Source organism: Balneolaceae bacterium (assembly GCA_034521495.1).
GTDB lineage: Bacteria > Bacteroidota > Rhodothermia > Balneolales > Balneolaceae > Rhodohalobacter.
Window position 1 is genome coordinate 252672 of record JAXHMK010000010.1, and the last position, 21872, is coordinate 274543.

The window sequence follows — 21872 nt, forward strand, 5'->3', positions numbered from 1 at the left end:
AGTGGAATTAAGATCGGAGTTTAGCTCCGACGGATTTTTCGAGTTTTTTAACAATTTTTTGAACAACGGGCTCTACGTCCTTGATGTTCAGTGTTTTGGTAGAATCCAAAAAAGTAAGCCGAAAAGCAATACTTTTTTTGTCTTCGCCAAGATTTTCTCCCTCATATACATCGAATACAGAAACAGATTGGAGAATTTCACCGGCCGTTTCTTTAATCTCTTTCGTGAGATCTCCCGCACGAACACTCTTTTCAACCGTAAAGGCGACATCAAATTCGAATGTGGGAAATTTCACAATCGGTTGATAGGTTAATTCTTTCTTCCCAATATTATTTTGCAGAAGCAGTGTCAGATCTATTTCAGCTCCATACACATCTGTTTCAATATCAAAGCCTTTCAACAATTCAGAATCAATTCGTTTTAAAGTTGATACCTCTTGGTTTGAATACCTGTATTCGATTGTGTTGTTTCCGTCAGCCTCCGAAACGATTGAATCAGAAATACCAAGGTTATCGAATATTGTTTCGAGATCTGCTTTCAGATTAAAAATAGAGAATGCATTTTCATCGCCCTGCCAGTCATTCTTTTTAGACTGACCGCAAAGCCCCATATAAAGATGCACGTGCTCTTCCACGCCGTCAATCCAGGTTCCTTCATCACTATTCCTGAAGACGTGACCAATTTCAAAAAATCGAAGTTGGGTAGCATTTCGATTGAGATTGTACTGCACAGCTTTCAGAAATCCACCTGAGAGGTGTGTCCTAAGCGTTGTATTCTCTTGGGATACAGGATTCAGCGAGTGAATTTGAAGGTCTTCATCAGCCAGAAGATCCGCCTCTTTTTTTGAGAGCAGTGAATTTGTACTGATCTCTTTGTAACGAAGTGATTTCACCAAATTCCGTATTCGCTCCTGGAACTCTTCCTGATCAGTGAGTGGCTCCGGAGAAATAAATGGTGAGGAATCCGGTCTCGGTATATTGTTGTAATCAAAAACACGGCCTACCTCTTCAATCAGATCCACTTCCCGGGTTATATCCGGACGAAAAGTTGGGATGATACATGTAAGAGTATCATTATCAGTTTCAGAAACATCAAAATCGAGTTTAGAAAGAATATTAATGACAGATCTCTTATCCAGGTCAGTTCCCAACAGGTGATTAACTCTCGATACCCGCAGCGAAACTTTAATGGGTTTGGTCTTGACCGGATGAATATCCACTACTTTTTTGTTGATGGTTCCGCCCGTCAATTCGGCAATCAGATTTGCAGCTCTCCAGGCCGCTTTTTGCTGAATTGTCGGGTCTATGCCCCGTTCAAACCGGTAAGAACTGTCCGTTTGCAGTGCAAGACTTTTGGATGTTTTCCGTATAGAGGACGGATTAAAATAGGCGCTCTCAATTAATATTTTGCTTGTGCCTTCAGTTACTTCGCTGTTTTCACCGCCCATCACTCCGGCGATGGCAACAGGACCGTTTCCATCACAAATAAAAAGTGATCCAGCCGGAACAGTTCGTTCAATACTGTCCAGTGTGGTAAATTTTTTATCATCATCGAAACTTTTAACTACAATTTTTTGATCCCCAATCAGGTCATAATCAAATGCATGAAGGGGTTGACTGATCTCATGATTGATGAAATTAGTGACATCCACAATGTTATTGATAGGACGCAAACCAATCGCTTTCAAACGGGTTTTTAACCAGTTCGGCGATTCTTGCACCTTCACATTATCGACCACAATCCCTACATATCGATGACATTTCTCCTCATCTTCAATCGAAATGGAGATTTCGTCGTTTTGACCACTCTCTTTCTCCTCAATGACGGAATATGGATTTTTGAGCTCTCCGTCTGTAACAGCAGACAAATCCCTGGCTACACCTATATGGCAGGAAGCATCCGGCCGGTTGGGCGTGAGAGCAACTTCAAATACTGAATCTTTTTCAAGGCCAAGAGCTTCCCGGAGAGGTGTTCCGGTTTCCAGGTTATCATCCATCACCATAATACCGGAGTGATCATCACTCAAGCCAAGCTCGGCTTCGGAGCAGATCATTCCATTGGATGTCTCGCCGCGAAGTTTTGCTTTTTTAATGGTGAGGTAGGATCCGTCTTTCATCGGGACCGGAATGGTGGCGCCAACTTTGGCAACCGGTACTTTTTGATCGGCCGCTACATTGGGCGCTCCACATGCTATTTGAACGGTTTCATCCCCGGTGTCAGTGTCACAGAGAACCAGTTTATCCGCGTTCGGATGCGGTCGGACATTTTTTACATGACCAACGACAAAATTTTCAAAGTCAGAACCGATCGTTTCGGTCTCTTCAACTTCGAGGCCGAGCAGAGTCAGCTTTTCATCGGTTTCTTCAGGGGTCAGATCAAAATCAAGATATTGTTTCAGCCAGTTGTAAGAAATTTTCATAATGAATCAAGAAAGATCGGTGATGAATCATCAACAGTCTGAGTTCAATGAACAATCACCGAATTCACTGTTTATGATTTAAATTGTTGTAAGAATCGAATATCGTTATCGTAGAGAAGTCGGATGTCTTCAATGCCATAGCGCAGCATGGCTATGCGGTCAACGCCCATTCCAAAAGCGAAACCTGTATATTTTTCCGGGTCAACATCTACCGATTTGAAGACATTGGGATCAACCATGCCGGCACCGAGAATCTCCAGCCATTGTCCGCCTTTTTCGCTTTCCCACCAAACATCCATTTCGATGCTGGGTTCTGTGAATGGAAAATAGGAGGGACGTACGCGATATTTCACATCACTGCCGTACATCAGGCGAGCAAACATAACGAGGGTTTCAATCAATTCACCCATCGTAACCCGTTCATTTACATAGAGTCCCTCAACCTGGTTAAATTGAAAATACGATTTAGCTGTGACCGCCTCATTCCGATAAACCCGTCCCGGCATGATGGATCGAACCGGTGGCTCTTTCTCTTTCATCAACCGAATTTGAACCGGCGATGTGTGCGTTCTCAGAACCAAATCTTGCTCATCATCTGATTTCCGCACGAAAAACGTATCCTGCATATCTCTGGCAGGATGATCGGGTGGAAAATTTAGAGCTGTAAAATTGTGGAAATCGTCCTCCAGTTCAGGCCCATCTGCAATATTAAATCCAAGTCGCAGAAAAATCTGTTTAATCTCATTCAGGGCGCGAGTTAGCGGATGAAGTGAACCGGTATATGTTGGTTCAACGGGAAGTGTGATATCGTCAAGGGCACCAAACTCTTTCTCTTCACTTTTTTGCAGGTTAACTTTTGCATCTTCAAAGGTTTGATGAGCCAGGTTCTTTACTTCATTCATCAATTTACCCACTTCGGCCTTCTCTTCGTTGGGCACATCTTTCATGAGGCCAAACATAGACTGAATCTTTCCGTTCCTGGAAAGAAATTCGAGCCGAAATGCTTCCAGATCATCCTCATTTTTTATGGTAAAACTCTGAATGGCTTTTTTTATATCATTAATTTTATCAAGCATGAATAATGTAAACTTTCGTAGTTAGCTACTTCTACCAGAAGATAAGGGATTTTGAAACTAATTTTTTGAAGTTCCCCCTTTGAAGAGGGCAGAATCAACAAGCTTTAATTATGGAGATGATAAATCTCAATTTTATTGAAGGTTCGTTCTGAAATTCTCCCCTTGAGGGGAGTCCCAGATTTATCTGGGGAGGGGTGTTCCCATATCGCGTGCCATGAACATCCCCCGAGTTTATTCGCTAAACGCTCATTTCACTTTCCCCCTTCAAAGGGGGATTTTTTAATGAGCAAAAAAAAACCGGCAAATCCAGAGGAATCTGCCGGTTTGAATAGCATCAGAGGCTTACTGTCCGGCCTCTTTTACAATTTCAGAAAATGTGTCCGGATCTCGTACTGCAATATCTGCAAGCATTTTCCGATTGAGATTGATGTCGTTTTCTTTTAAGCCATGAATTAGCTTGGCATAGGTGGTTCCGTTCAATCGGGCAGCAGCGTTAATACGTGTAATCCAAAGACGCCGGAATGATCGTTTTCGAACCTTTCGGTCTCGATATTGATATTGCAGGCCTTTTTCAACCGCGTTTTTAGCAACGGTATAAACGTTTTTTCTTCTGCCCCAGTAACCTTTCGCCTGTTTTAAAATTTTTCGGCGACGGCGACGGGAAGCCACCAGATTTCGTGATCGTGGCATTTGTAGTTACGTTTTAAAGGTTATTATTGATTTTCGTGTTAGCTATAAGGAATCAATTTTTCGATGGATTTTTTATCGGCTTTGTGAACCAATGTGCTTTTTCCAAGTTTGTTCTTCCTTTTGCTAGATTTTTTTGTAAGAATGTGGCTTTTAAATGCTTTTTTGCGCTTAATTTTACCGCTTCCGGTTTTTTTAAAACGCTTCTTCGCACCACTGTTTGTTTTCATTTTTGGCATAACATCCGTTTTTTCTGAAAAATTAACAGACTTATAAGATAAGAACCTTTGTTATTTTAAAAAAGCCGGTTTATCTAAAAAAATTCATCCGGTTGTCAGGTCAATAGTTTTCCTAAAGAACTCCTCATAAAGAATATTTATCATCGGCTGATTCTATAAAATTAAAAAAGCGAAAGACATCTGGTAGTGTATCAGAAATCTTTCGCTTGAAATTTTAAGAAGAAATTTAAGCCTTAACTCTTATCAGGGGCGATAATCATAATCATCCGCCGTCCCTCCATTGTAGGCTTAGATTCAATTTTTCCAACATCATCAAGTTCTTCTGCAAGGTTTTCTAATAATTCTTCTCCCTGCTCAGTATAAAGCATATCTCGTCCCCTGAACTGTACCGTAGCTTTAACCTTATCGCCACCTTCTAAAAACTCTCTGGCATGGCGTGTTTTAAATTCCAGGTCGTGATCGTCCGTAGTGGGTCGAAACCGAAGCTCTTTCACCTGAATGGTGTGCTGCTTCTTTTTCGCTTCTTTCTCTTTCTTTTTCTTCTCGTACATAAATTTGCCAAAATCAATGACTTTGCAAACCGGTGGTTTAGCGTTTGGAGCAACCTCTACCAAATCCAAATCATATGATGCAGCGACCTCTAATGCACGATCAATCGATACAACTTCATGTTCTTCATCTGGACGGATTAACCGTACTTTTGACGAACGAATTTCGTCATTAATATTCGGCCGGTCGTCATTCCGCCTTCTTCTTGTGGGTCGTCTTCTTGCGATAAGTTACCTCGTCGTTTTATTAATATTTAAAATTAAACTATTGATTATACTCAAAAATCGTAAATAAATTCAAAAAATAATATTCAAATTAATCTGATTCTTGTGTTGGAGGCAGTTTTTTTTCCTCAACTTCTTCCTCTACAGTATTTAAAAAATCATTCAAAGGAAACGTTCCAATATCACCCATTTTATGCCGTCGCACCGAAACAGTTTTATCATCCTCTTCTTGTGAACCAACAATCACCATATAAGGAATTTTACTGGTTTCGGCATCCCGGATTTTAGACCCAACTTTTTCAGCTCGTGAATCGACATGAACTCTAAGTCCAAGATCTTTGAATTTTTGAGCACAATGATTCGCATAATCCAGGTAATCATCTGATATCGGTAGAATTTCAACCTGTTTAGGAGCCAGCCAAAGCGGGAAGTCTCCGGCAAAGTGCTCAATTAATATACTTACAAATCGTTCCATGGATCCGAACGGTGCCCGATGAATAATTACCGGTCTGTGTTTCTCATTATCGGAACCTACATACGTCAGGTCAAAACGCTCAGGCATCACATAATCAACCTGAACAGTTCCGAGCTGCCATTTCCTGCCGATGGCATCCCGAATAATAAAATCGATCTTGGGGCCATAAAAACTGGCTTCGCCTTCCGCAATTTTATAATCCAGTTCCATTTCATCGGCAACCTCTTTAATCTCTTTTTGAGCACGTTCCCAATATTCAGTATTGCCACCATATTTTTCATCGTTATCATCCCGGTAGGAGAGTCGGATATCAACGGGCATTCCAAATGTGTTAAATACAAATTGAGTCAGCTCAATAACATGTTTAATTTCATCCTTCAGCTGTTCGTGCATGCAATAGATATGGGCGTCATCCTGGGTAAATCCTCTGACACGTGAAAGACCATTCAATTCGCCGGACTGCTCATAGCGATACACCGTACCAAATTCTGCCAGCCGAACCGGCAGATCCCGGTAACTTCTCAATTCATTTGAATAGATACGATGGTGGTGCGGACAGTTCATCGGTTTGAGCATATACTCATCATTGTCCACCTCCATCGGGTTGAACTGGGAGTCTTGATAATAGGGATAGTGTCCCGATTTCCGGTACAGATCAACATTGGCAATATGCGGTGTAATTACTTCCTGGTAACCGCGCTTTTTCTGTTCATCTCTTAAAAATGCTTCAAGGGTTCTTCGCAACAAGGTTCCATTGGGCAGCCAAAGTGGGAGGCCGGACCCAACCAAATTGTCCATCATATAGATGCCAAGTTCTTTGCCCAGTTTTTTGTGATCCCGTTTCCTGGCTTCCTCAATTCGTTCGAGGTATTGATCCAGCAATTTTTGTTTTGGAAATGTGATTCCATAGATGCGGGTCAGCTGCTCACTGTCGGAATCACCCCGCCAATATGCACCTGCCAGCTTGGTCAGTTTAACCGCCTTGATAGGGGAGGTGTCCGGCAGATGCGGCCCGCGGCAGAGATCTACAAAATCTCCCTGCTGATAGAATGTAATATTGCCATCCTCAAGATCTTCAATCAGATCAATCTTATACTCATTTCCTTTCTTCTTGTAGAAAGTAAGAGCATCTTCTTTGGATACATTGCGTTTCTCAAAGTCTGATCTCTTTCGGGCCAGCTCAATCATTTTATTTTCAACTTCCTCAAGCTGATCCTGTCCAAATGATTCCTCGCCAAAATCGATATCGTAATAAAATCCATCTTCTATCGGCGGGCCTATTCCGAATTTTGCATTCGGGTAGAGCTCCTGGATCGCTTCCGCCAGCAAGTGCGCGGATGAATGCCAGAATGTATATTGACCATCCTCCGTATCCCAGGTATTAATATTGATGGTATCGTCCCGTTCAATGGGTTGATCCAGGTCCATTATTTCATCTCCAAGTGTAATACTTAAAGCATTGCGGGCGAGACCTTTAGAAATACTTTCTGCAACTTCGTAACCGGTGGTTCCTTTGGGATATTCTTTTTCAGCACCGTCTGGAAAGGTGAGCGTAATTAAATCTTCTGACATCCAGTTAAATTGATCGTATTCTTTAATTTTTAGTTTCTTTATTGAACCTAAAAAATACTAAATACTTGGGTACCTTTAAAAGGGAAATAAAAGCATGTAAAATTTCAGAAAAACTAACATCCGATCTTCTATTTTATCTAAAGAGTGATATTTTGATCACTGATTAATAATTGATTTAAAATCTACAGATAAATGCCCTGGCCATTGCGAATGGTGCTGTACGCCAGCATCCTCTTAATTTTGTTCCTTACATATTTTGGATTTCGATATTTCCGGAGTTTATCGGTCGTAGAGATTGAATCCTTGTGGATATTTAAGTCGATATTTATTCTTTTGGTTATTCTGTTTGTTGCTTTCCCGGTTACCGGTCTTATTCAATTCTATTTTCAGAGTACATTCTCGGTTGATAATTACCCCCAATTTATGATCTACCTGTTCTGGTTTGGATTCGTTTTTTCCGGCGTGATGTTAAATTGGTTAATTCTCCATGATATTTTACTCCCTGTATTTACAAAATTCTCGAGTGCAGGCACTGATTATCTAAGATTACGATTTGCGCAGGCGTTTTTGACATTGGCAGTTTTTACATTAGTGTTTACGGCAGCAAAAATGGTTTGGGATACGAACAGAATGGTCGTTGAAAACATCACCTATGAAATTTCCGGGGATAGCAATAATCTGCTTCAGACACCTTTAAAGGTTGTACATATCACAGACCTCCATGCAGATGTCTTTACAACGGCAGAAAAAATGGATCGATATATTCAGTTGGTAAATGAGGCAGCCCCTGACTTGGTAATTTTTACAGGAGATCTGATTACAGAAGGAATTGGTCATGTTCAGGAGGGGGCTGATGCGCTTCAGAAAATAAATTCTACCTATGGAGTCTATGCTGTTATTGGCGATCATGATTACTGGGCCGGGCCGGATCATATTGTGGAGGCGCTTGAATCTCGTGGAATACACGTGTTAGAAAATGAATCGATTCAGCTTAATCACGAGGGTATTCCGATAAACATCGCAGGTGTCACTGAAATTTACAGTTACAATCTTGAAAGAAATGAACTTAAAAAATTGATAAATGAAACGCCGAACAGTGGAATTAAAATTGTATCAAGTCACCAGGCGTCTGACCGATTAATTGAGTTTTCTAAAAATAGCAGGACGGATCTTTTACTGTCAGGACATACGCATGGGGGACAACTTCGAATTCCCGTTTTTTTCTATCCATTTACAGCTGTTCGGTCCGAAACCCCATATGTGAAAGGCCATTGGTTGCTTGGAGATATGCTTCTGAATGTAAACAGCGGACTTGGTTTTACACTTTCCCCGGTTCGATATAACGCGCCAGCTCAGGTTTCTGTGATTACAGTTCAGTGAGATTTCAAAAAAAGAAGCTACAAAAGACATGGTATGTCTGAGAAAGCCACCTAAGAAGAAAATAAGGGATAAAGTTATTTAGTCTGATATACATTATTCATCCCAGAGACATACCATGTCTCACTCATCCCTATGTCTCACTCATCCTTATAAAAGAATCAATATCCCACACCAGATAATCGGGATGCTTTCTACCCAAAAAGACGCATAGTACTGCGTTTGTTTTACTACAGATCGCATCAAAAAGAAAGCAGTTAGCACTGAAATTCCGGCTAAAATAAAGGCTTGATCGAGTAGTAATGGTGTTTTTAAAAATTCAGCTAAAACGACAAGGCAAATTAATATTACACCCATGACCCGGGTTCGTTTAATCCCGATGATTTGAGGAATGGTTCCAAGTTGATACGTGTCAAATTGGACGTCACGAATGTCAAAGGGGAGAGTGAGTACAAGTACAAAGATAAAACGCTGAATGAACTCTATAATGAGGTTTCTGTCGATATGGCTTCCATCAGAGAGAACCGGCAGAATCACGGTAACCATCGACCAGACGAAAGCAATTACAAAAATTTTTAATCCTGTAATTTCTCTTAGATTCGATCTTCTCCACAAAAAAGGCCAGCTGTATGATATGGTGATCAGCCCCATCAAACCTGAAATAAAAATAACGGGCCACGGCTGTGTGGTGAAAAAATAGAGAAGAGGGAACAGGCAGATTAGAGAGAAAAACAGGATGTTTATTGATGGAGCCGTTCCTGCTTCATGCGATTCGTGACTCCCCGTATATTTAGTGATATTGTAGCCAATAATGGTACTAAAAAGGACAAAATATAACAGATCTGCATCCAATGGAAGCCTCAGGTTGAACATTGTAATAGCGGTAAAGGAAGTGACTGCCAGTGCTACATGAATACTGCTGTTCAGGTAAAAATCGAATAGTTTTTTGATTCGGGACTTGAGTAAAACCATATTTTCTTCAATATAAAAAATCTAACTGGTAAGAGGGCTTTGCAAAACCGTGGTTATTGGTCAATCTGAACTCGATTCAGATTCTCCATTCGTCTTTATTGCCAGTATCTGGAGATCCTGAATCAAGTTCAGGATGACGGTCAGAGTTTTGCAAAGCCTTCTGGTAAGATAATCAGAAGCTGATTCAACTTTGATTCTATAAATAATTGCCTATAATTCATTTAGAATTTCACTAAAATATCTTTGTATGATCAGATCTGAAACGATTCTTCGCTTATGTTTTCTTGTCCCACTGTTTGGATTCATTTTTACTTGTAGTGTATCAGCCCAGAACGAAGCTGAAATAACTGTTTATCGGGGTGCGACCCTCTTTGATGGCAGTGGCTCCGATCCAATCGAAAACAGTATTATTGTAATTGAGGGAGATAGAATTGACTGCGTTGGTACCTTATCCGATTGTGATATTCCCGATGATAGTAACATGATAGATTTGAGCGGTAAATTTATCACTCCCGGCCTTATTGATGCTCATGTTCACTTCTTCCAAACCGGATTTTTCGACAGCCGCCCGGATGCACTGGATATTACTGGTACCTACCCGTTTGCTGAGGTTGCAGCCTATCAAAAACTGAATCCGCAGCGGTATTATGATGCTTATCTCTGTTCGGGTATAACGGGAGTGTATGATGTTGGCGGTTTCTCATGGTCCATCGATTTTCAGGAGCAAGCGGAGGAAAATCCCAGCGCACCCCATGTCGCTGCCGCCGGTCCGTTGATTACACCCGCACTGAATGCTCCATTTGATTTGCCATCTGATAAGGTGCTTGTGAATTTAAGCAGTGCTGAAGTTGGGATTAAAACCGTACAGTATTTAAGTGCTTTGGGTTCTACAGGAATAAAATTCTGGCAATTGGCTGCGGATAATGAACAATATATGGAAAGGGTAGAGGCTACTGCGGATGAAATCAGGCGCCAGGATAACCAGATGATTGCCCATGCCACTTCACTCAATCAGGCAAAGGCCGCACTTCGAAATGGTACAAAGTTGTTGGTCCATAGTGTGAGTGACACGGAAATAGATGATGAGTTTATCGAACTCGCAAAACTGCATGAAACCTTTTACAATCCTACTCTTATCGTCAGCAGTGGCTACCGAATGGCTTACCAGGCGGCGGCCGGGATTGAGCCGTTGGAGATTGATGATCCTAAGGGTTGTGTAGATCAAAAAACAAGGCGGTTAATAGAAACAGCTTCTCAATTTAAAGACCATGCGCGATTCAGCCCGGCTTTTATGGAAAATCTCGAAAAGTTCGATCGCCAGCTACACAGGGTGAATCAAACAGATGTAAAAAATTTAATGACTGTTTATGAAGCGGACATCCCCATTGTGGTTGGCACCGATGCCGGGAATCCGGGAACACTTCACGGGATCTCCATTTTTGATGAGATGGAAGCGATGCAAGAAGCAGGAATTCCTGCAAACGATATTATCGTGATGGCCACGCAAAATGGAGCCAAAGCGATGCAGCGATTTGAAGACTTTGGAACCCTTGAAGCCGGAAAATTTGCCAACATCGTTATTCTTGACGAAGATCCATCAAAAGATATTTCTAATATGAGATCCCGGACGCATGTTGTAATGAAGGGAAAATTGTTGGAGATAGGCGATCTATAAAAATCAATCTATCAGACACCCGCAAGTCCTGACAGAGTTAATCCTAAGTGGTTTAATTCCCCGACCCTCTTGGTCAGAAAAGACAAAAGTTCTAAGTTTTGTGTTGTCCAGACCTTGGTTCTGAGGCATAAGTGTTCATCCCCCCATTGCCCTCTTCGAAGGGAACACTTCACAATAAGTGCATAGAATGGAAAAATTTGGTTATAAGTTGATACCTCGTGGGCTCTGCCCATACATAGGTTGTTCATTTTACGCACATCGAATGCAGAAAGCACTTAGCAGAAGATGAAACCGTTAAGGGTGCTGGCAGTTCTTAGAGCTGCTAATAACAATCAGTTTAAGGCACGCGAATAACCGTTCTTTCTTCTCAATGCATTTCAACATCGCAGCTTTTAATTGCCGGCCGATAAAAATTGAATTGCACATTCGGGTGATCACTTAAAAGAGACATGGGCACGGAACTGTCAGCAATTTTCTTGCTGATCATAAGTGTGGTGAGCCGCATTCCAAACGGGTTATCGTGCATCCCTCCGTGCCAGATGGATACTTTCTCCGCTTTCCAGGTTTCAACCGGGCCTACCGTAACGGCCGTCGTGGGTACACCGGTTACCACTCCGCCGCCGGAGGTTCGGGCATTTTGTGTGATAGTGGAGGGATGAAGATCCACAACACGTGTACCCAACTTCCGGTATTCCTCAGGTGTGGGTGGCACATCTTTGTATTTGCCTTCTCTTTTAACCGGGTCGTTAAACGCCCAGTGCTTAATCTCTCCCTGTCCGCCCTGCATAACAACACAACGGACACCATCCCAGCTTTCTGTAAATTCGCGAGTGTCGGATTTTGGAAAATGCAGATTGGTTTCAGGCATCTTCAACGATGGATCTATCCGGTTAAAACAGAGTTCCAAATCGGCTTTTTTGAACGAGAGTGGATGATTTTCATCCACATCTTTGCCATCTACCACCCACTCGTCCATTCCCCAGAAGTGTGCATTTTCCAGGTTGACCTGAAGGTCATTGACCAGCCTGGCAACAAGCGGTAATTGCTCTGTTGGCCCGATCGGCCCGCAAATGCCTGCCGGCACACTGTCTGAAGACTGTTTCCAGGCATTGATATATTCCAGGGCTTCCGCCAGGTAAAACTCCTCGAGCGTTTCATAAAATACAACTTTGAATCCCTCCCGGCTGAGTTGGAGAAGGTCTTTTTCTGTCAGACGCGCTGCATCGTTGAGAAGTTCATCATCCAATGTTGTAAAATCCCACCAACCCGGTGCCAGTATACTCTGTTTTCGTGCCATTTTATCTTGTTATTTTATGATTTTTGTTTGACTGATTTTACGGCATTTCCCAGCACTTTTTGAAGAAGATTGTCCTGCGGATAGCCGTGGCCAAGATGCTGCCTGAAACCCTCCCCGTACCTCACATCCCCCAGGTTCCCCCGCTCAGTTGATAACTGTTTCATAGTTTCCATATACTCATCCATCCCGTGGTGCTCCTGCAGCCATGTCCGCTGGCTTGCGTGACACGCCAGCATCTTTTCCTTGATATCAATGACCGGTGTGATATCCACGACAAAACCCGGTTTTATGGAGGTTCCGAATTTATCTTTGCCTTCCATCGGATCCATATAATATAGATGCGGAACATGGAAATAAGGCGAAACGGGATCCGTGTTGATATTCACCACCCCGGCAGCGAAACAGGCAGATTGAACAAGTTTACTTGTTGTTTCATGATCCACCATATAACATGACGGACTCATGGTCAGAACAATTGCAGGTTTTACCCGGCGGATCTGTTTGATAACGTTTAACAAAGTCGGCCGATCATACATAATGAACAGATCCTTGCTTCCCAAACATTGGTATCCTGCATCAATAATATCGGCAGCTTTGCGGGCTTCGGCCTTTCGGATGCGACTGATTTCTTCGGGTGGTAGTTTCCGCGACCCACAATCGCCTGCAGTCATTGTGGCCATGTGAACCTGCCACCCCTTTTGATATAGCAGTGATAATGTACCCGCGCATAAAAATTCGGCATCATCGGGGTGTGCTACGATGGCCAGTATAGAGTTGTTATTTGTACTTTTTTTAGACATACACCTGTTTTTGAGAGTTACCCGGTATTTCTATGAATCCAAATCGGAAAGTTTTACGGGGCGTCCGGTTTCGGCCGATAAATCCGCTGCGTATGCAACTTTATGAGTATAAAAGGCCGTTTCGAAGTCCGTCAGTTTCATTGGTTCATTCCTTTTGATGCTTTCAACAAATTCCTGGAATTGTGGTTGATAGGGATGGTCATCCACATCACCAGAATCGATCAGCGGCGTGGCTATCCGGCTCCAGCGGTCTTTAGTCGTTCCCTTGAGCTTTGAACTGTAAAACTGATCGTCAAGCACGCTCCCTTCACTCCCGGTCAGGTGAATATGGAAATAATACGGTTGTAGAGCATCAATTACTGATGCAACCTTGCCAATTCGGCCGTTTTTAAACTTCAGCAGTGTTACAGATGTCGTGTCATACTCATATGGTGTAAAATGCGGGCTTTTGGATTGATTGCTATAACTTGTTACTTCTTCAACGTCACCGTCCATGTACCAGAGCAAGAGGTCGAGTGCATGGCATCCGGCGGTGAGCAGACTGCTTCCGCCTTCTTCCTTTTTGATATTCCATTTGTACTGATTGTACCAGGGACCAATACCGTGATAATAATCCACTTCGCCATAATGGAGATCGCCCAACAAGCCTTCATCAATCATGGAACGAATTGCCATTCCCTGGCCACTGAACCTGACTTCAAAGCATACACACGCCTGAACGCCGGCTTCACGAATGGCTTCACCGACCGATTTTGCATCTTCATAGTTTAAGGCAATCGGCTTTTCGATAATCAGGTGCTTACCTGCCCTCGCCGCCGCAATGGCCTGTTCGGGGTGTAGCGGGTGTTCCGTACAAATGTCAATAATGTCAAGCGAAGGATCCCCGATCATATCATCAAAATTATTGTATACCTTTAAAGGTATTCCATACTGCTTTTCCAGTTGGTTTTCATCCAGGTTTCTTCGCGAACAAACGGCCGTGACATTTGCTCCTGTAACATTCTTGAACGTTTCGATGTGAGCGCCGGCCACCCAGCCGAGGCCAACAATACCAACATTTAAATTTCTCATAGAGATCGTGTTTGGTTCTGTTTTGGAAGTCTGATTGAATATTTCAATGTATTTTTATAAATCCTTTGATACAAATTTTTAACAGACTCACATGACCCCACTTGCTGCCGCTCTTAAATTAACGGCCATCCTTAATTTGATGCATGATCTTCAAATATTAGATTGGTTGGACATTCTGATCCAGAAATGTTGAGTCAGAATGACTGAAAAGACACAAAATCAAAAAAAGGAGACAAACTTATGCAGTTAGGAGCATTTTCCATCAGCCTGACCGTGGAGGATATTCACGCCAGTAAAGAGTTTTGCGAAAAAACTGGGATTTGAAGAGTTTGGCGGAAATATTGAACAGAACTGGCTCATCAATAAAAAACGGAGATACCATCATTGGACTGTTCCAGAAGATATTTGAAAAAAATATTCTGACCTTCAACCCCGGCAGGCATTCAGACGCCAAAAAACTGGATTCCTTTACAGATGTTTGCGACCTGCAAAAAGAACTAAAAGAGAGAGAAATAGAGTTCGATACCGAAGCGAACGAAGAGGAAAGCGGACCCGATAGTTTTTTGATTGTTGATTCCGATGGAAACCCGATGTTGGTGAGTCAGTATGTGTAGATAAGGGCAAAATTGAAATGTTCGAAAATATTTTGATTGAATTACATATCTGAACATATACGTCCAAAATCATTGAATCTGATACTTAATGACTATCGTTGAGTTATTTATCGAATAGAAGTAAGTTCATCAAGAATATGTTAGTGGCAAATAATTTAACTCAAATGCTCATGGATAAAGAAACAATAAAAAATGAAATACAAGAGATAATTACTAATGCAGATGGTGAAATTACCTCAGACGAAATCTACGATAGTTTACAAGCTCGTGTAGACCCTGGCCGGACTCAAGAAACAATTAGGACATATGTAAGAGAACTAGTTAATGATTCCTCGGCTTTAATTGGTAGCTCAAGTAATGGGTATTTCAAAATATCAACTAAGAAAGATGCTCTGAGAGCAATCCAGTATATAGAAAACCGTATTCCAGAATTAGAGGAGCGAGTTAGTAACCTTCGTGAATCGTGGAACAACGAAAACCCTGAGGACTCTATTTAATAAATTTATGTTGTAGACAATAAGTAACATTTATATATTATGGCATGGTTGAAAAAAGCACTCATAGAATTCATTTTAAGAATGCCGATAACCTTTCAGAAGTAGAGGATAATTCTGTTTCATTGGTTGTAACATCTCCTCCTTATCCTATGATTGAAATGTGGGATGAGAGTTTTTCTTCTCAAAACAATGATATTGCCAATACATTAGAAACAGGCAAACCTGAGCACGCTTTTGAACTTATGCACCAAATTTTAGATGAAGTCTGGAAAGAGTGTTCCCGGGTTTTGTGTGATGGTGGAGTAGCATGTATCAATATCGGAGATGCAACTCGCACGATCGATAAGAAATTTCAGCTTTTTTCAAATCATGCAAGAATTATTTCTTCATTTGTTGAACTTGGTTTTTCTAATCTTCCAAATATCATTTGGCGCAAACAGACCAATGCACCTAACAAATTTATGGGTTCGGGTATGTATCCGCCCGGTGCATATATTACGCTTGAGCATGAATTTATTTTGGTCTTCAGAAACGGGAACAAGCGAGAGTTTTCAGCAAAAGAAAAACAGAATCGTAGAGAAAGTGCCTACTTTTGGGAAGAGCGTAATAACTGGTTTTCAGATTTGTGGGAATTAAAAGGAACTACTCAGGTGCTGTCTGAAAACGGAGCAAGGGACAGAAGCGGTGCTTACCCATTTGAAATTCCTTACCGGCTCATCAACATGTTTTCTGTTAAAGGAGATACCATACTTGATCCGTTTATTGGAACCGGAACAACTTCCCTTGCCGCCATTGCATCAGGCCGTAACAGCATTGGATATGAATTGGAATCTGAGTTTTCATCAATTATTGAACAAACTTTGTTATCAGAATCAAATCTGGAATTGATCAATAACACTATTCGCAAGCGTATTCTCAATCATAAAGAATTCGTCAATCAGCGAATTGAAGAAAAAGGCATTGAAAGTGTTAAGCATTATAATGAATGGTTTGATTTTCCTGTCATGACAAGACAAGAAAAAGATCTAACGCTTCAGTTTGTTGAGAATATTCTAAAAGCAGATGATGACGTTTTCAACGCAACCTATGTTCAGGAAGCTCTAATGGATTATCAGGGTTCTCATACTCTTTTTTCGCAAGTATAGGTCAAAAATCGAATTCAATCGTGATACCGCCCTTCTTCTTTTCATAGTAGATAATCTGAACGGTGATTTCTTCCACGAGACTTGCTTTTGATCTGTACGTATGTGGCTTAATGCTCACCGGAATGTATCCGATATACCCATCAATTCCCTGACTTTCTTCCTCTTTGGTAGCAAGTCGATAATCCATTTCTTTGATGTCAGCTACTTTCTTTAAAATAGCTTCCTGAAAGCGAAGACCAATGAATGTTTTATATAAAACTAAATCTTTGACCCAAGTTTCAATCATCTCACGATCAATTTTTTGAATCGCGTCTTTGAGTTTATCAACCATATCCTCAACTTTATCACTGGCTTTATCCCTTGCATCAGGATGTCGCTCCTCATACCATTCGACCCATTCATCAATTGTTCTGCCATCAAATTCCTGAATAAGATCACTCATTTGTCCCACTACTTTGGGCCTGGTACCTTGAGAATTTTGATTTGCTAAGTTTAATATTTGTGTTGTGTACTTAGGAAAGTCAGGAACCTCTCCAATTACTACATCCTTAATCTCATCATTGTATATCTTAACTTTTGTACTCATAAATCCTTAAATAATTCACTCAATGATATTTCGAAAGCTTTTGCTATTTTTTCAAGATTAACAATCGACACGTTTCTTTTCCCCTGTTCAATGCCAGCGATATATGTTCTATCTAATCCACAGTGATTTGCAAACTGTTCCTGACTTAAATTCCGCTGATGTCTCAGCTTCCTTATTTTATTTCCGATTTTACTTTTAATATCCATCGACAAAGAATAGCACAATTGTAGCCGATAAATCAACGGACTATGAGTAACATCTACCGCTATCAAGCGTTTCAACGCGGACTTGGCAGTTCATTGGCATTAAAGAAGTTTTTCAGAGTTGCAGTAAATCCAGACTTTAACCACTTTGTTAGCTGGCAATGGCCAAACTGGTTAAACGCCATACCGTTATGTGGCAGAAATACCGGAAACCAAATTGAACATATCAATCATTAATAAAACGCAATAGTCGTTTGTCCATACTTCTATATTGGTTTGTAAAGCGCATGTTTATTGTACATATAACTGGGTTATGCGTCATTATGTCCAATCAAAATAATCTAATGAAAGCAATACTATTAAAGGAATACGGATTGCCGAATGATCTTGAGATTGGGGAAGCTGCAAAGCCGGTTCCCAATGACAATGAAGTTCTGGTGAGAATTCACTCAGCTTCCATCAATGATTGGGATTGGGGGTTGGTCAGGGGCAAACCATTTGTGATTCGTCTGTTTTTCGGCCTGAAAAAGCCAAGAATAAATATTCCAGGGGTAGACGTTTCCGGAAAAATCGAAGCGGTGGGCAGTAAAGTGAGTTCCTTTAACATCGGTGATGAGATATACTGCGATCTGTCGGATTGCGGATGTGGCGGATTTGCAGAATACGTTTGCGTACCGGAGAAAATGTTGTCCAAAAAACCTTCCAATATCAGTTTTAATGATGCAGCTGCACTGCCACATGCCGGCACACTTGCTCTTCAGGGACTTGTGGAGAAGGGAAAGGTGAAATCCGGACAGCATATCCTGATCAATGGTGCCGGAGGCGGTGTCGGAACCCTGGGCATTCAAATCCTGAAACCGTATGGGGTAACGGTAACCGGCGTTGACAGTGCCGAAAAACTTGATTTGATGAAATCGCTGGGATATGACAGCGTGATGGATTATAAAAAAACGGACTTTACCGATACCGGAGAAAAATACGACCTGATCCTTGATACAAAATCAAACAGGTCTGTATTTAAAGTTGCACGATCCCTCAAAAAAAATGGCAGGTATGTCACCATGGGAGGATCGATGTACAGATTGCTCGAAACATCTTTGTTGGGCTCGCTGATATCACTGTTTACCGGCAAAAAACTGAAGGTACTCATTCATGAGCCAAATAAAGGGTTAGAACGGATTTCGGACCTTGTGGAAAAGGGACAAATCAAACCTGTTGTGGATGGCCCCTATGGATTTGATAAAATCCCTGAGCTGATTCAATATTTCGGTGAGGGCAAGCATTTGGGAAAGATTGTCGTTGAAATTGAAAAATAACGACGCACAACAGCGTATAAACGCAATACGATATAACAAACATTATTCATCGCTCTGCCACATAACGGTTTAAACTCGGACTTGGCCGCTGCTTGCCAGTTCAAAATTCATTACCTAAAAGAAATTCATAGGTTTAATAACATTACCACCCAATAAGGCCAAGCCGGTTAAACCACAAACCGTTAGTGCCTTCATTTTTCTTGCAATAATCCCCCACCCTAATTAGTTTCGTAAAGGAACCATAACGAAACCAATATTTATGCCAAGTATTACCGTAAAAAACATTCCGGAAGAAATTTACGATCGAGTCCGTGAGCAGGCTAAGGCTCATCATCGCAGTATAAACAGTGAAATCATTGCCTGTTTAGAGCAAACTGTTAACCCTCAACAAGTTTCTACTGACGATATTTTACAAGAAGCACGTCGATTACGAAAAAAAGCAAAGGGAAGCCTCTCTTCCGAGGAGATTGAATCTGCGATTAATCAAGGGCGTCCATGATTGTTGTTGATACGAATATTATTGCTCACTTTTGGCTTCCGTCAGATTCAACAGAACTTTGTGACGAGCTCTATCAAAAAGATCCGCAGTGGGTAGCCCCAATCCTTTGGAGAAGTGAATTTCGAAACGTTGTTACGCTATACTTGCGAAAAGAGCTGATCGATTTATCAGAAGCTTTGTTGATTATGGAGAAGGCTGAACTTCAAATGAAAGATCAGCAGTTCCAGGTAAATTCAGTTCAAGTTCTGCATCATGTCAGCCAATCGATGTGTTCCTCCTACGATTGTGAGTTCGTAAGCTTAGCTAAAGATCTCGATCTGGAATTAATTACCATGGACAAACAACTTCTGCAGGAGTTTCCAGAATTCGCCAAACATCCAGAGAAAGTAATCGATTCATAAATTTCGGTTAGGTACCTAACGCACGCATTAATGCGGCCCCCGAAGCCTCGGTTCCGGTTATGCGCAATGTCGTTAACCTACTAATTGTTTAAACACCTTACCTTATAAACAGCTTCAAATTTCTGCTGCCCGGTTTCAAAGATTCCCATATGCTTAACCCGAAACAGATATGCCAAACAACTATACTTCTATAATGATCAGGGTGGCATCGTCTTCAAACCTATCCGCATGATCGGTTTCACGGACCTCACTAAAAATATTTTTTGATAATTCTTCAGAGCTCTTAAATGGTTCTTGAATGGAGCTATAAATAATCTGTTCAAAAAAATCAGCGTCCCGGATTTCCGAATCTTTATCCCGGGTTTCAATTAAGCCATCTGAATATAGAAGCAGCAAATCTCCCTCTTTTACTGAGAATTGAAGATCTTCATATTCTGCTTTATCAACCAACCCCAATCCTAAGCCTTTCTTGTGTCGGTATTCTAATTTGCTTTCTTCTGTTTTAAAATGAAGCACAGGCAGATGACCGGCGTTGCACAATTCAGCTTTTTGAGAAGATAAATCAAACTTAAGCAGGCTCATTGTAGCGTACATGGCCCGATCTGATTGCTTTAGAAACATACCGTTTAATGCTTTTATGATCTTCGACGGATTATGATTGTATTCCAGGTGGGTTTGCAAAGCACTTTTTGTCATGGACATCAACAAACCGGCTCCAAAACTATGCCCCGATACATCACCAATACAAGCGAAAAGAGTATCGCCATGGCGGGAAAGCTCGAAAAAATCTCCACCCAACTCATTGGCCGGAACAGAAGTGGCGTAGGCATTTGAAGAATTGTATTCAATCTCTACATCCTCAAGAATTCTTTCCTGAACCTCCGTTGCAAATCGAACATCGGCTTCGATGGCTGCTTTTTTTGTATAAATGGCTCTGGATGCTTTCAGTATGAGAGACATTCCCATGTAGGTCCATACAAATACACCAAACCCTATGCCTATACTGATATAAAGAGTGCTTAATTGACGCAATCCGGATTCAGGGATAAAAACTTTGGTACCGATAACATAGCCCCCATAACCACAAATAATTGCAAAGGGTATAAATAACCAGGGGAAAAAACGCTTAAATAGTTTCCGGGTTTTAGGATACATATAGGCACTCGTTTCAAGAATAATAGCTGTATAAAAAAGAAGACTTATGCTCCATACCTCGAGTGTATAAGCATCTCCCCAGTATTCCCGAAAGAACAAAACCACGATAAGAACCGGCAGAAAGTGAATCATCATATGTGCAAAGATGATGCTCCGCCTGTATTTGGGATCAATGTCATAAAACGCCTCCAGGTCTGCATCACGGTAGAGGCTGAACTGGATATATTTATTATTGAAAAGACTCATTTAGTCTGGTTTTAATTGGTTTTTAAGTCGGATCAGTTCCTCTTTATGTGCCGCTATTTCTGATAATGTCCCCTCGAATGTTTGCACGTCAGAAATTTTTGGAAACTGAAGTTTCTGCTTTAAAAAGGAGTATGACAGAGTAATTGGAATGTAGTTGAAGAGAAGAATCAGAATCTGGATAAAATCTTTTTGAACTGGTTTAAATCCAAATCGTGAGGCTGTCTTTTTATTTATGATATAGGATGTGCCGCGAATCCGAAGATTGTCATGGTTCCGTTCTTCATATTCTGAAATAAGATTTATCAGTCCCAGCAGGTACCCATAGAGAACAAATTTTGTACGTTCACGTCTTTTCAGATCCGGAGTGATTGTGTACAGATAATCAAAAAGGGTTCCGCCGTGAACAACGATCTTATTATTTTTTTCTGGTTCTGTGATAAATAAAGGAGAGTAATAAATAAATTTGCCATTTTTTCTTCCCATCGGCAGATCTATGAACGGAGCAGCTATCAGTAATAAAACGGGTATGAGAATACCTAAGAGGAAAAAACCCGTCAGATATGAAATCACGACAACTATTCCGCTTACAAAAATAAGCAGTGTGCCTGTGGTCCATAAAATACGTTTCTGTTCGGATGCAGGTTTTTGATAAAATTGATGTGTCATTGAAAAAATCTTGACTAATAGCTTATAGAATTTGCCCAAGTTGAGTAAAACCATACAGAACCACAAATGTAAGGCAGGTCAGATTTCTGTTCTTTGACCCTTTAGCCGTGA

General features: G+C 41.2%; 23 protein-coding genes. 9 read left to right on the forward strand and 14 right to left on the reverse strand.

Annotated elements, in window-relative coordinates:
- Positions 1-7: 7 nt before the first annotated feature.
- From pheT to thrS, 6 genes are all read right to left on the reverse strand, one after another.
- On the reverse strand, positions 8-2419 hold the full coding sequence (gene pheT, locus U5K72_09950; protein ID MDZ7719124.1) for a phenylalanine--tRNA ligase subunit beta: 2412 nt from the start codon (positions 2417-2419) through the stop codon (positions 8-10).
- Between the two features lie 71 nt (positions 2420-2490).
- Positions 2491-3495, reverse strand: a complete 1005-nt coding sequence (pheS, locus tag U5K72_09955; protein MDZ7719125.1) for a phenylalanine--tRNA ligase subunit alpha — start codon at positions 3493-3495, stop codon at positions 2491-2493.
- Between the two features lie 342 nt (positions 3496-3837).
- Positions 3838-4185 carry a 50S ribosomal protein L20 gene (gene rplT, locus U5K72_09960; protein ID MDZ7719126.1) on the reverse strand — a complete coding sequence of 116 codons (348 nt, stop codon included), beginning with the start codon at positions 4183-4185 and terminating at the stop codon, positions 3838-3840.
- Between the two features lie 38 nt (positions 4186-4223).
- Positions 4224-4421 (reverse strand): 50S ribosomal protein L35, encoded by a 198-nt coding sequence (gene rpmI / locus U5K72_09965; protein ID MDZ7719127.1) that lies wholly within the window; start codon positions 4419-4421, stop codon positions 4224-4226.
- A gap of 233 nt (positions 4422-4654) precedes the next feature.
- Entirely contained in the window at positions 4655-5197 is a 543-nt protein-coding gene (gene infC / locus U5K72_09970) for a translation initiation factor IF-3 (protein MDZ7719128.1), read from the reverse strand.
- Between the two features lie 88 nt (positions 5198-5285).
- Positions 5286-7241: a threonine--tRNA ligase gene (gene thrS, locus U5K72_09975; protein ID MDZ7719129.1), complete on the reverse strand. Its 1956-nt coding sequence runs from the start codon at positions 7239-7241 to the stop codon at positions 5286-5288.
- A gap of 192 nt (positions 7242-7433) precedes the next feature.
- Here thrS and U5K72_09980 point away from each other — a divergent pair, with 192 nt between their 5' ends.
- A complete protein-coding gene (locus U5K72_09980; protein MDZ7719130.1) occupies positions 7434-8621 on the forward strand; it encodes a metallophosphoesterase in 1188 nt (395 codons plus the stop codon).
- A gap of 147 nt (positions 8622-8768) precedes the next feature.
- Here the strand turns inward: U5K72_09980 and U5K72_09985 are convergent, their stop codons facing one another.
- Entirely contained in the window at positions 8769-9590 is an 822-nt protein-coding gene (locus U5K72_09985; GenBank protein MDZ7719131.1) for a hypothetical protein, read from the reverse strand.
- Between the two features lie 247 nt (positions 9591-9837).
- On the opposite strand from U5K72_09985, the gene U5K72_09990 reads away from it, so the two are divergent.
- Positions 9838-11265 carry an amidohydrolase family protein gene (locus U5K72_09990; protein MDZ7719132.1) on the forward strand — a complete coding sequence of 476 codons (1428 nt, stop codon included), beginning with the start codon at positions 9838-9840 and terminating at the stop codon, positions 11263-11265.
- A 367-nt stretch (positions 11266-11632) separates the two neighbouring features.
- Here the strand turns inward: U5K72_09990 and U5K72_09995 are convergent, their stop codons facing one another.
- The 3 genes from U5K72_09995 to U5K72_10005 are packed head-to-tail and all read right to left on the reverse strand — an operon-like array spanning position 11633 to position 14433.
- Complete coding sequence (locus U5K72_09995; protein MDZ7719133.1) at positions 11633-12562, reverse strand: hypothetical protein; 930 nt, start codon at positions 12560-12562, stop codon at positions 11633-11635.
- Positions 12563-12576: 14 nt separating this feature from the next.
- Positions 12577-13362 carry a PIG-L family deacetylase gene (locus U5K72_10000; GenBank protein MDZ7719134.1) on the reverse strand — a complete coding sequence of 262 codons (786 nt, stop codon included), beginning with the start codon at positions 13360-13362 and terminating at the stop codon, positions 12577-12579.
- A gap of 30 nt (positions 13363-13392) precedes the next feature.
- Complete coding sequence (locus tag U5K72_10005) at positions 13393-14433, reverse strand: Gfo/Idh/MocA family oxidoreductase (protein ID MDZ7719135.1); 1041 nt, start codon at positions 14431-14433, stop codon at positions 13393-13395.
- 329 nt (positions 14434-14762) lie between these two features.
- Here U5K72_10005 and U5K72_10010 point away from each other — a divergent pair, with 329 nt between their 5' ends.
- From U5K72_10010 to U5K72_10020, 3 genes are all read left to right on the forward strand, one after another.
- A complete protein-coding gene (locus U5K72_10010) occupies positions 14763-15047 on the forward strand; it encodes a hypothetical protein (GenBank protein MDZ7719136.1) in 285 nt (94 codons plus the stop codon).
- A gap of 170 nt (positions 15048-15217) precedes the next feature.
- Positions 15218-15544, forward strand: coding sequence for a hypothetical protein (locus U5K72_10015; GenBank protein MDZ7719137.1), 327 nt, complete (start codon positions 15218-15220; stop codon positions 15542-15544).
- A gap of 44 nt (positions 15545-15588) precedes the next feature.
- Positions 15589-16689 carry a site-specific DNA-methyltransferase gene (locus U5K72_10020; protein MDZ7719138.1) on the forward strand — a complete coding sequence of 367 codons (1101 nt, stop codon included), beginning with the start codon at positions 15589-15591 and terminating at the stop codon, positions 16687-16689.
- Position 16690: 1 nt separating this feature from the next.
- On the opposite strand, the gene U5K72_10025 is transcribed toward U5K72_10020, so the two are convergent.
- Entirely contained in the window at positions 16691-17275 is a 585-nt protein-coding gene (locus U5K72_10025) for an MjaI family restriction endonuclease (GenBank protein MDZ7719139.1), read from the reverse strand.
- Positions 17272-17481: a helix-turn-helix transcriptional regulator gene (locus tag U5K72_10030; protein ID MDZ7719140.1), complete on the reverse strand. Its 210-nt coding sequence runs from the start codon at positions 17479-17481 to the stop codon at positions 17272-17274. Before U5K72_10030 ends, U5K72_10025 begins: the two co-directional genes overlap by 4 nt.
- A 42-nt stretch (positions 17482-17523) precedes the next feature.
- On the opposite strand from U5K72_10030, the gene U5K72_10035 reads away from it, so the two are divergent.
- The 4 genes from U5K72_10035 (at position 17524) to U5K72_10050 (ending at position 19694) form a co-directional block, all read left to right on the forward strand.
- Positions 17524-17715 (forward strand): hypothetical protein, encoded by a 192-nt coding sequence (locus tag U5K72_10035; protein MDZ7719141.1) that lies wholly within the window; start codon positions 17524-17526, stop codon positions 17713-17715.
- Between the two features lie 107 nt (positions 17716-17822).
- Positions 17823-18794 carry an NAD(P)-dependent alcohol dehydrogenase gene (locus U5K72_10040; GenBank protein ID MDZ7719142.1) on the forward strand — a complete coding sequence of 324 codons (972 nt, stop codon included), beginning with the start codon at positions 17823-17825 and terminating at the stop codon, positions 18792-18794.
- Positions 18795-19053: 259 nt separating this feature from the next.
- Positions 19054-19293: an Arc family DNA-binding protein gene (locus U5K72_10045; protein MDZ7719143.1), complete on the forward strand. Its 240-nt coding sequence runs from the start codon at positions 19054-19056 to the stop codon at positions 19291-19293.
- Complete coding sequence (locus U5K72_10050) at positions 19290-19694, forward strand: type II toxin-antitoxin system VapC family toxin (GenBank protein MDZ7719144.1); 405 nt, start codon at positions 19290-19292, stop codon at positions 19692-19694. The genes U5K72_10045 and U5K72_10050 overlap by 4 nt, the downstream gene beginning before the upstream one ends.
- A 180-nt stretch (positions 19695-19874) precedes the next feature.
- Here U5K72_10050 and U5K72_10055 read toward each other — a convergent pair whose 3' ends face one another.
- A complete protein-coding gene (locus tag U5K72_10055; protein MDZ7719145.1) occupies positions 19875-21095 on the reverse strand; it encodes a PP2C family protein-serine/threonine phosphatase in 1221 nt (406 codons plus the stop codon).
- Entirely contained in the window at positions 21096-21761 is a 666-nt protein-coding gene (locus tag U5K72_10060; GenBank protein MDZ7719146.1) for a hypothetical protein, read from the reverse strand. It lies immediately after the preceding gene.
- Positions 21762-21872: the final 111 nt, after the last annotated feature.

Coding starts and splice junctions, on each gene's coding strand:
- rplT (MDZ7719126.1), bottom strand. CDS start 4,185: ATGCCACGATCACGAAATCTGGTGGCTTCCCGTCGCCGTCGCCGAAAA.
- rpmI (MDZ7719127.1), bottom strand. CDS start 4,421: ATGCCAAAAATGAAAACAAACAGTGGTGCGAAGAAGCGTTTTAAAAAA.
- U5K72_09985 (MDZ7719131.1), bottom strand. CDS start 9,590: ATGGTTTTACTCAAGTCCCGAATCAAAAAACTATTCGATTTTTACCTG.
- U5K72_10060 (MDZ7719146.1), bottom strand. CDS start 21,761: ATGACACATCAATTTTATCAAAAACCTGCATCCGAACAGAAACGTATT.
- U5K72_10025 (MDZ7719139.1), bottom strand. CDS start 17,275: ATGAGTACAAAAGTTAAGATATACAATGATGAGATTAAGGATGTAGTA.
- U5K72_09995 (MDZ7719133.1), bottom strand. CDS start 12,562: ATGGCACGAAAACAGAGTATACTGGCACCGGGTTGGTGGGATTTTACA.
- U5K72_10005 (MDZ7719135.1), bottom strand. CDS start 14,433: ATGAGAAATTTAAATGTTGGTATTGTTGGCCTCGGCTGGGTGGCCGGC.
- U5K72_10040 (MDZ7719142.1), top strand. CDS start 17,823: ATGAAAGCAATACTATTAAAGGAATACGGATTGCCGAATGATCTTGAG.
- U5K72_10035 (MDZ7719141.1), top strand. CDS start 17,524: ATGAGTAACATCTACCGCTATCAAGCGTTTCAACGCGGACTTGGCAGT.
- U5K72_10045 (MDZ7719143.1), top strand. CDS start 19,054: ATGCCAAGTATTACCGTAAAAAACATTCCGGAAGAAATTTACGATCGA.
- U5K72_10020 (MDZ7719138.1), top strand. CDS start 15,589: ATGGTTGAAAAAAGCACTCATAGAATTCATTTTAAGAATGCCGATAAC.
- U5K72_10015 (MDZ7719137.1), top strand. CDS start 15,218: ATGGATAAAGAAACAATAAAAAATGAAATACAAGAGATAATTACTAAT.
- U5K72_10050 (MDZ7719144.1), top strand. CDS start 19,290: ATGATTGTTGTTGATACGAATATTATTGCTCACTTTTGGCTTCCGTCA.
- pheS (MDZ7719125.1), bottom strand. CDS start 3,495: ATGCTTGATAAAATTAATGATATAAAAAAAGCCATTCAGAGTTTTACC.
- pheT (MDZ7719124.1), bottom strand. CDS start 2,419: ATGAAAATTTCTTACAACTGGCTGAAACAATATCTTGATTTTGATCTG.
- U5K72_10030 (MDZ7719140.1), bottom strand. CDS start 17,481: ATGGATATTAAAAGTAAAATCGGAAATAAAATAAGGAAGCTGAGACAT.
- U5K72_10000 (MDZ7719134.1), bottom strand. CDS start 13,362: ATGTCTAAAAAAAGTACAAATAACAACTCTATACTGGCCATCGTAGCA.
- thrS (MDZ7719129.1), bottom strand. CDS start 7,241: ATGTCAGAAGATTTAATTACGCTCACCTTTCCAGACGGTGCTGAAAAA.
- U5K72_10055 (MDZ7719145.1), bottom strand. CDS start 21,095: ATGAGTCTTTTCAATAATAAATATATCCAGTTCAGCCTCTACCGTGAT.
- U5K72_09990 (MDZ7719132.1), top strand. CDS start 9,838: ATGATCAGATCTGAAACGATTCTTCGCTTATGTTTTCTTGTCCCACTG.
- U5K72_09980 (MDZ7719130.1), top strand. CDS start 7,434: ATGCCCTGGCCATTGCGAATGGTGCTGTACGCCAGCATCCTCTTAATT.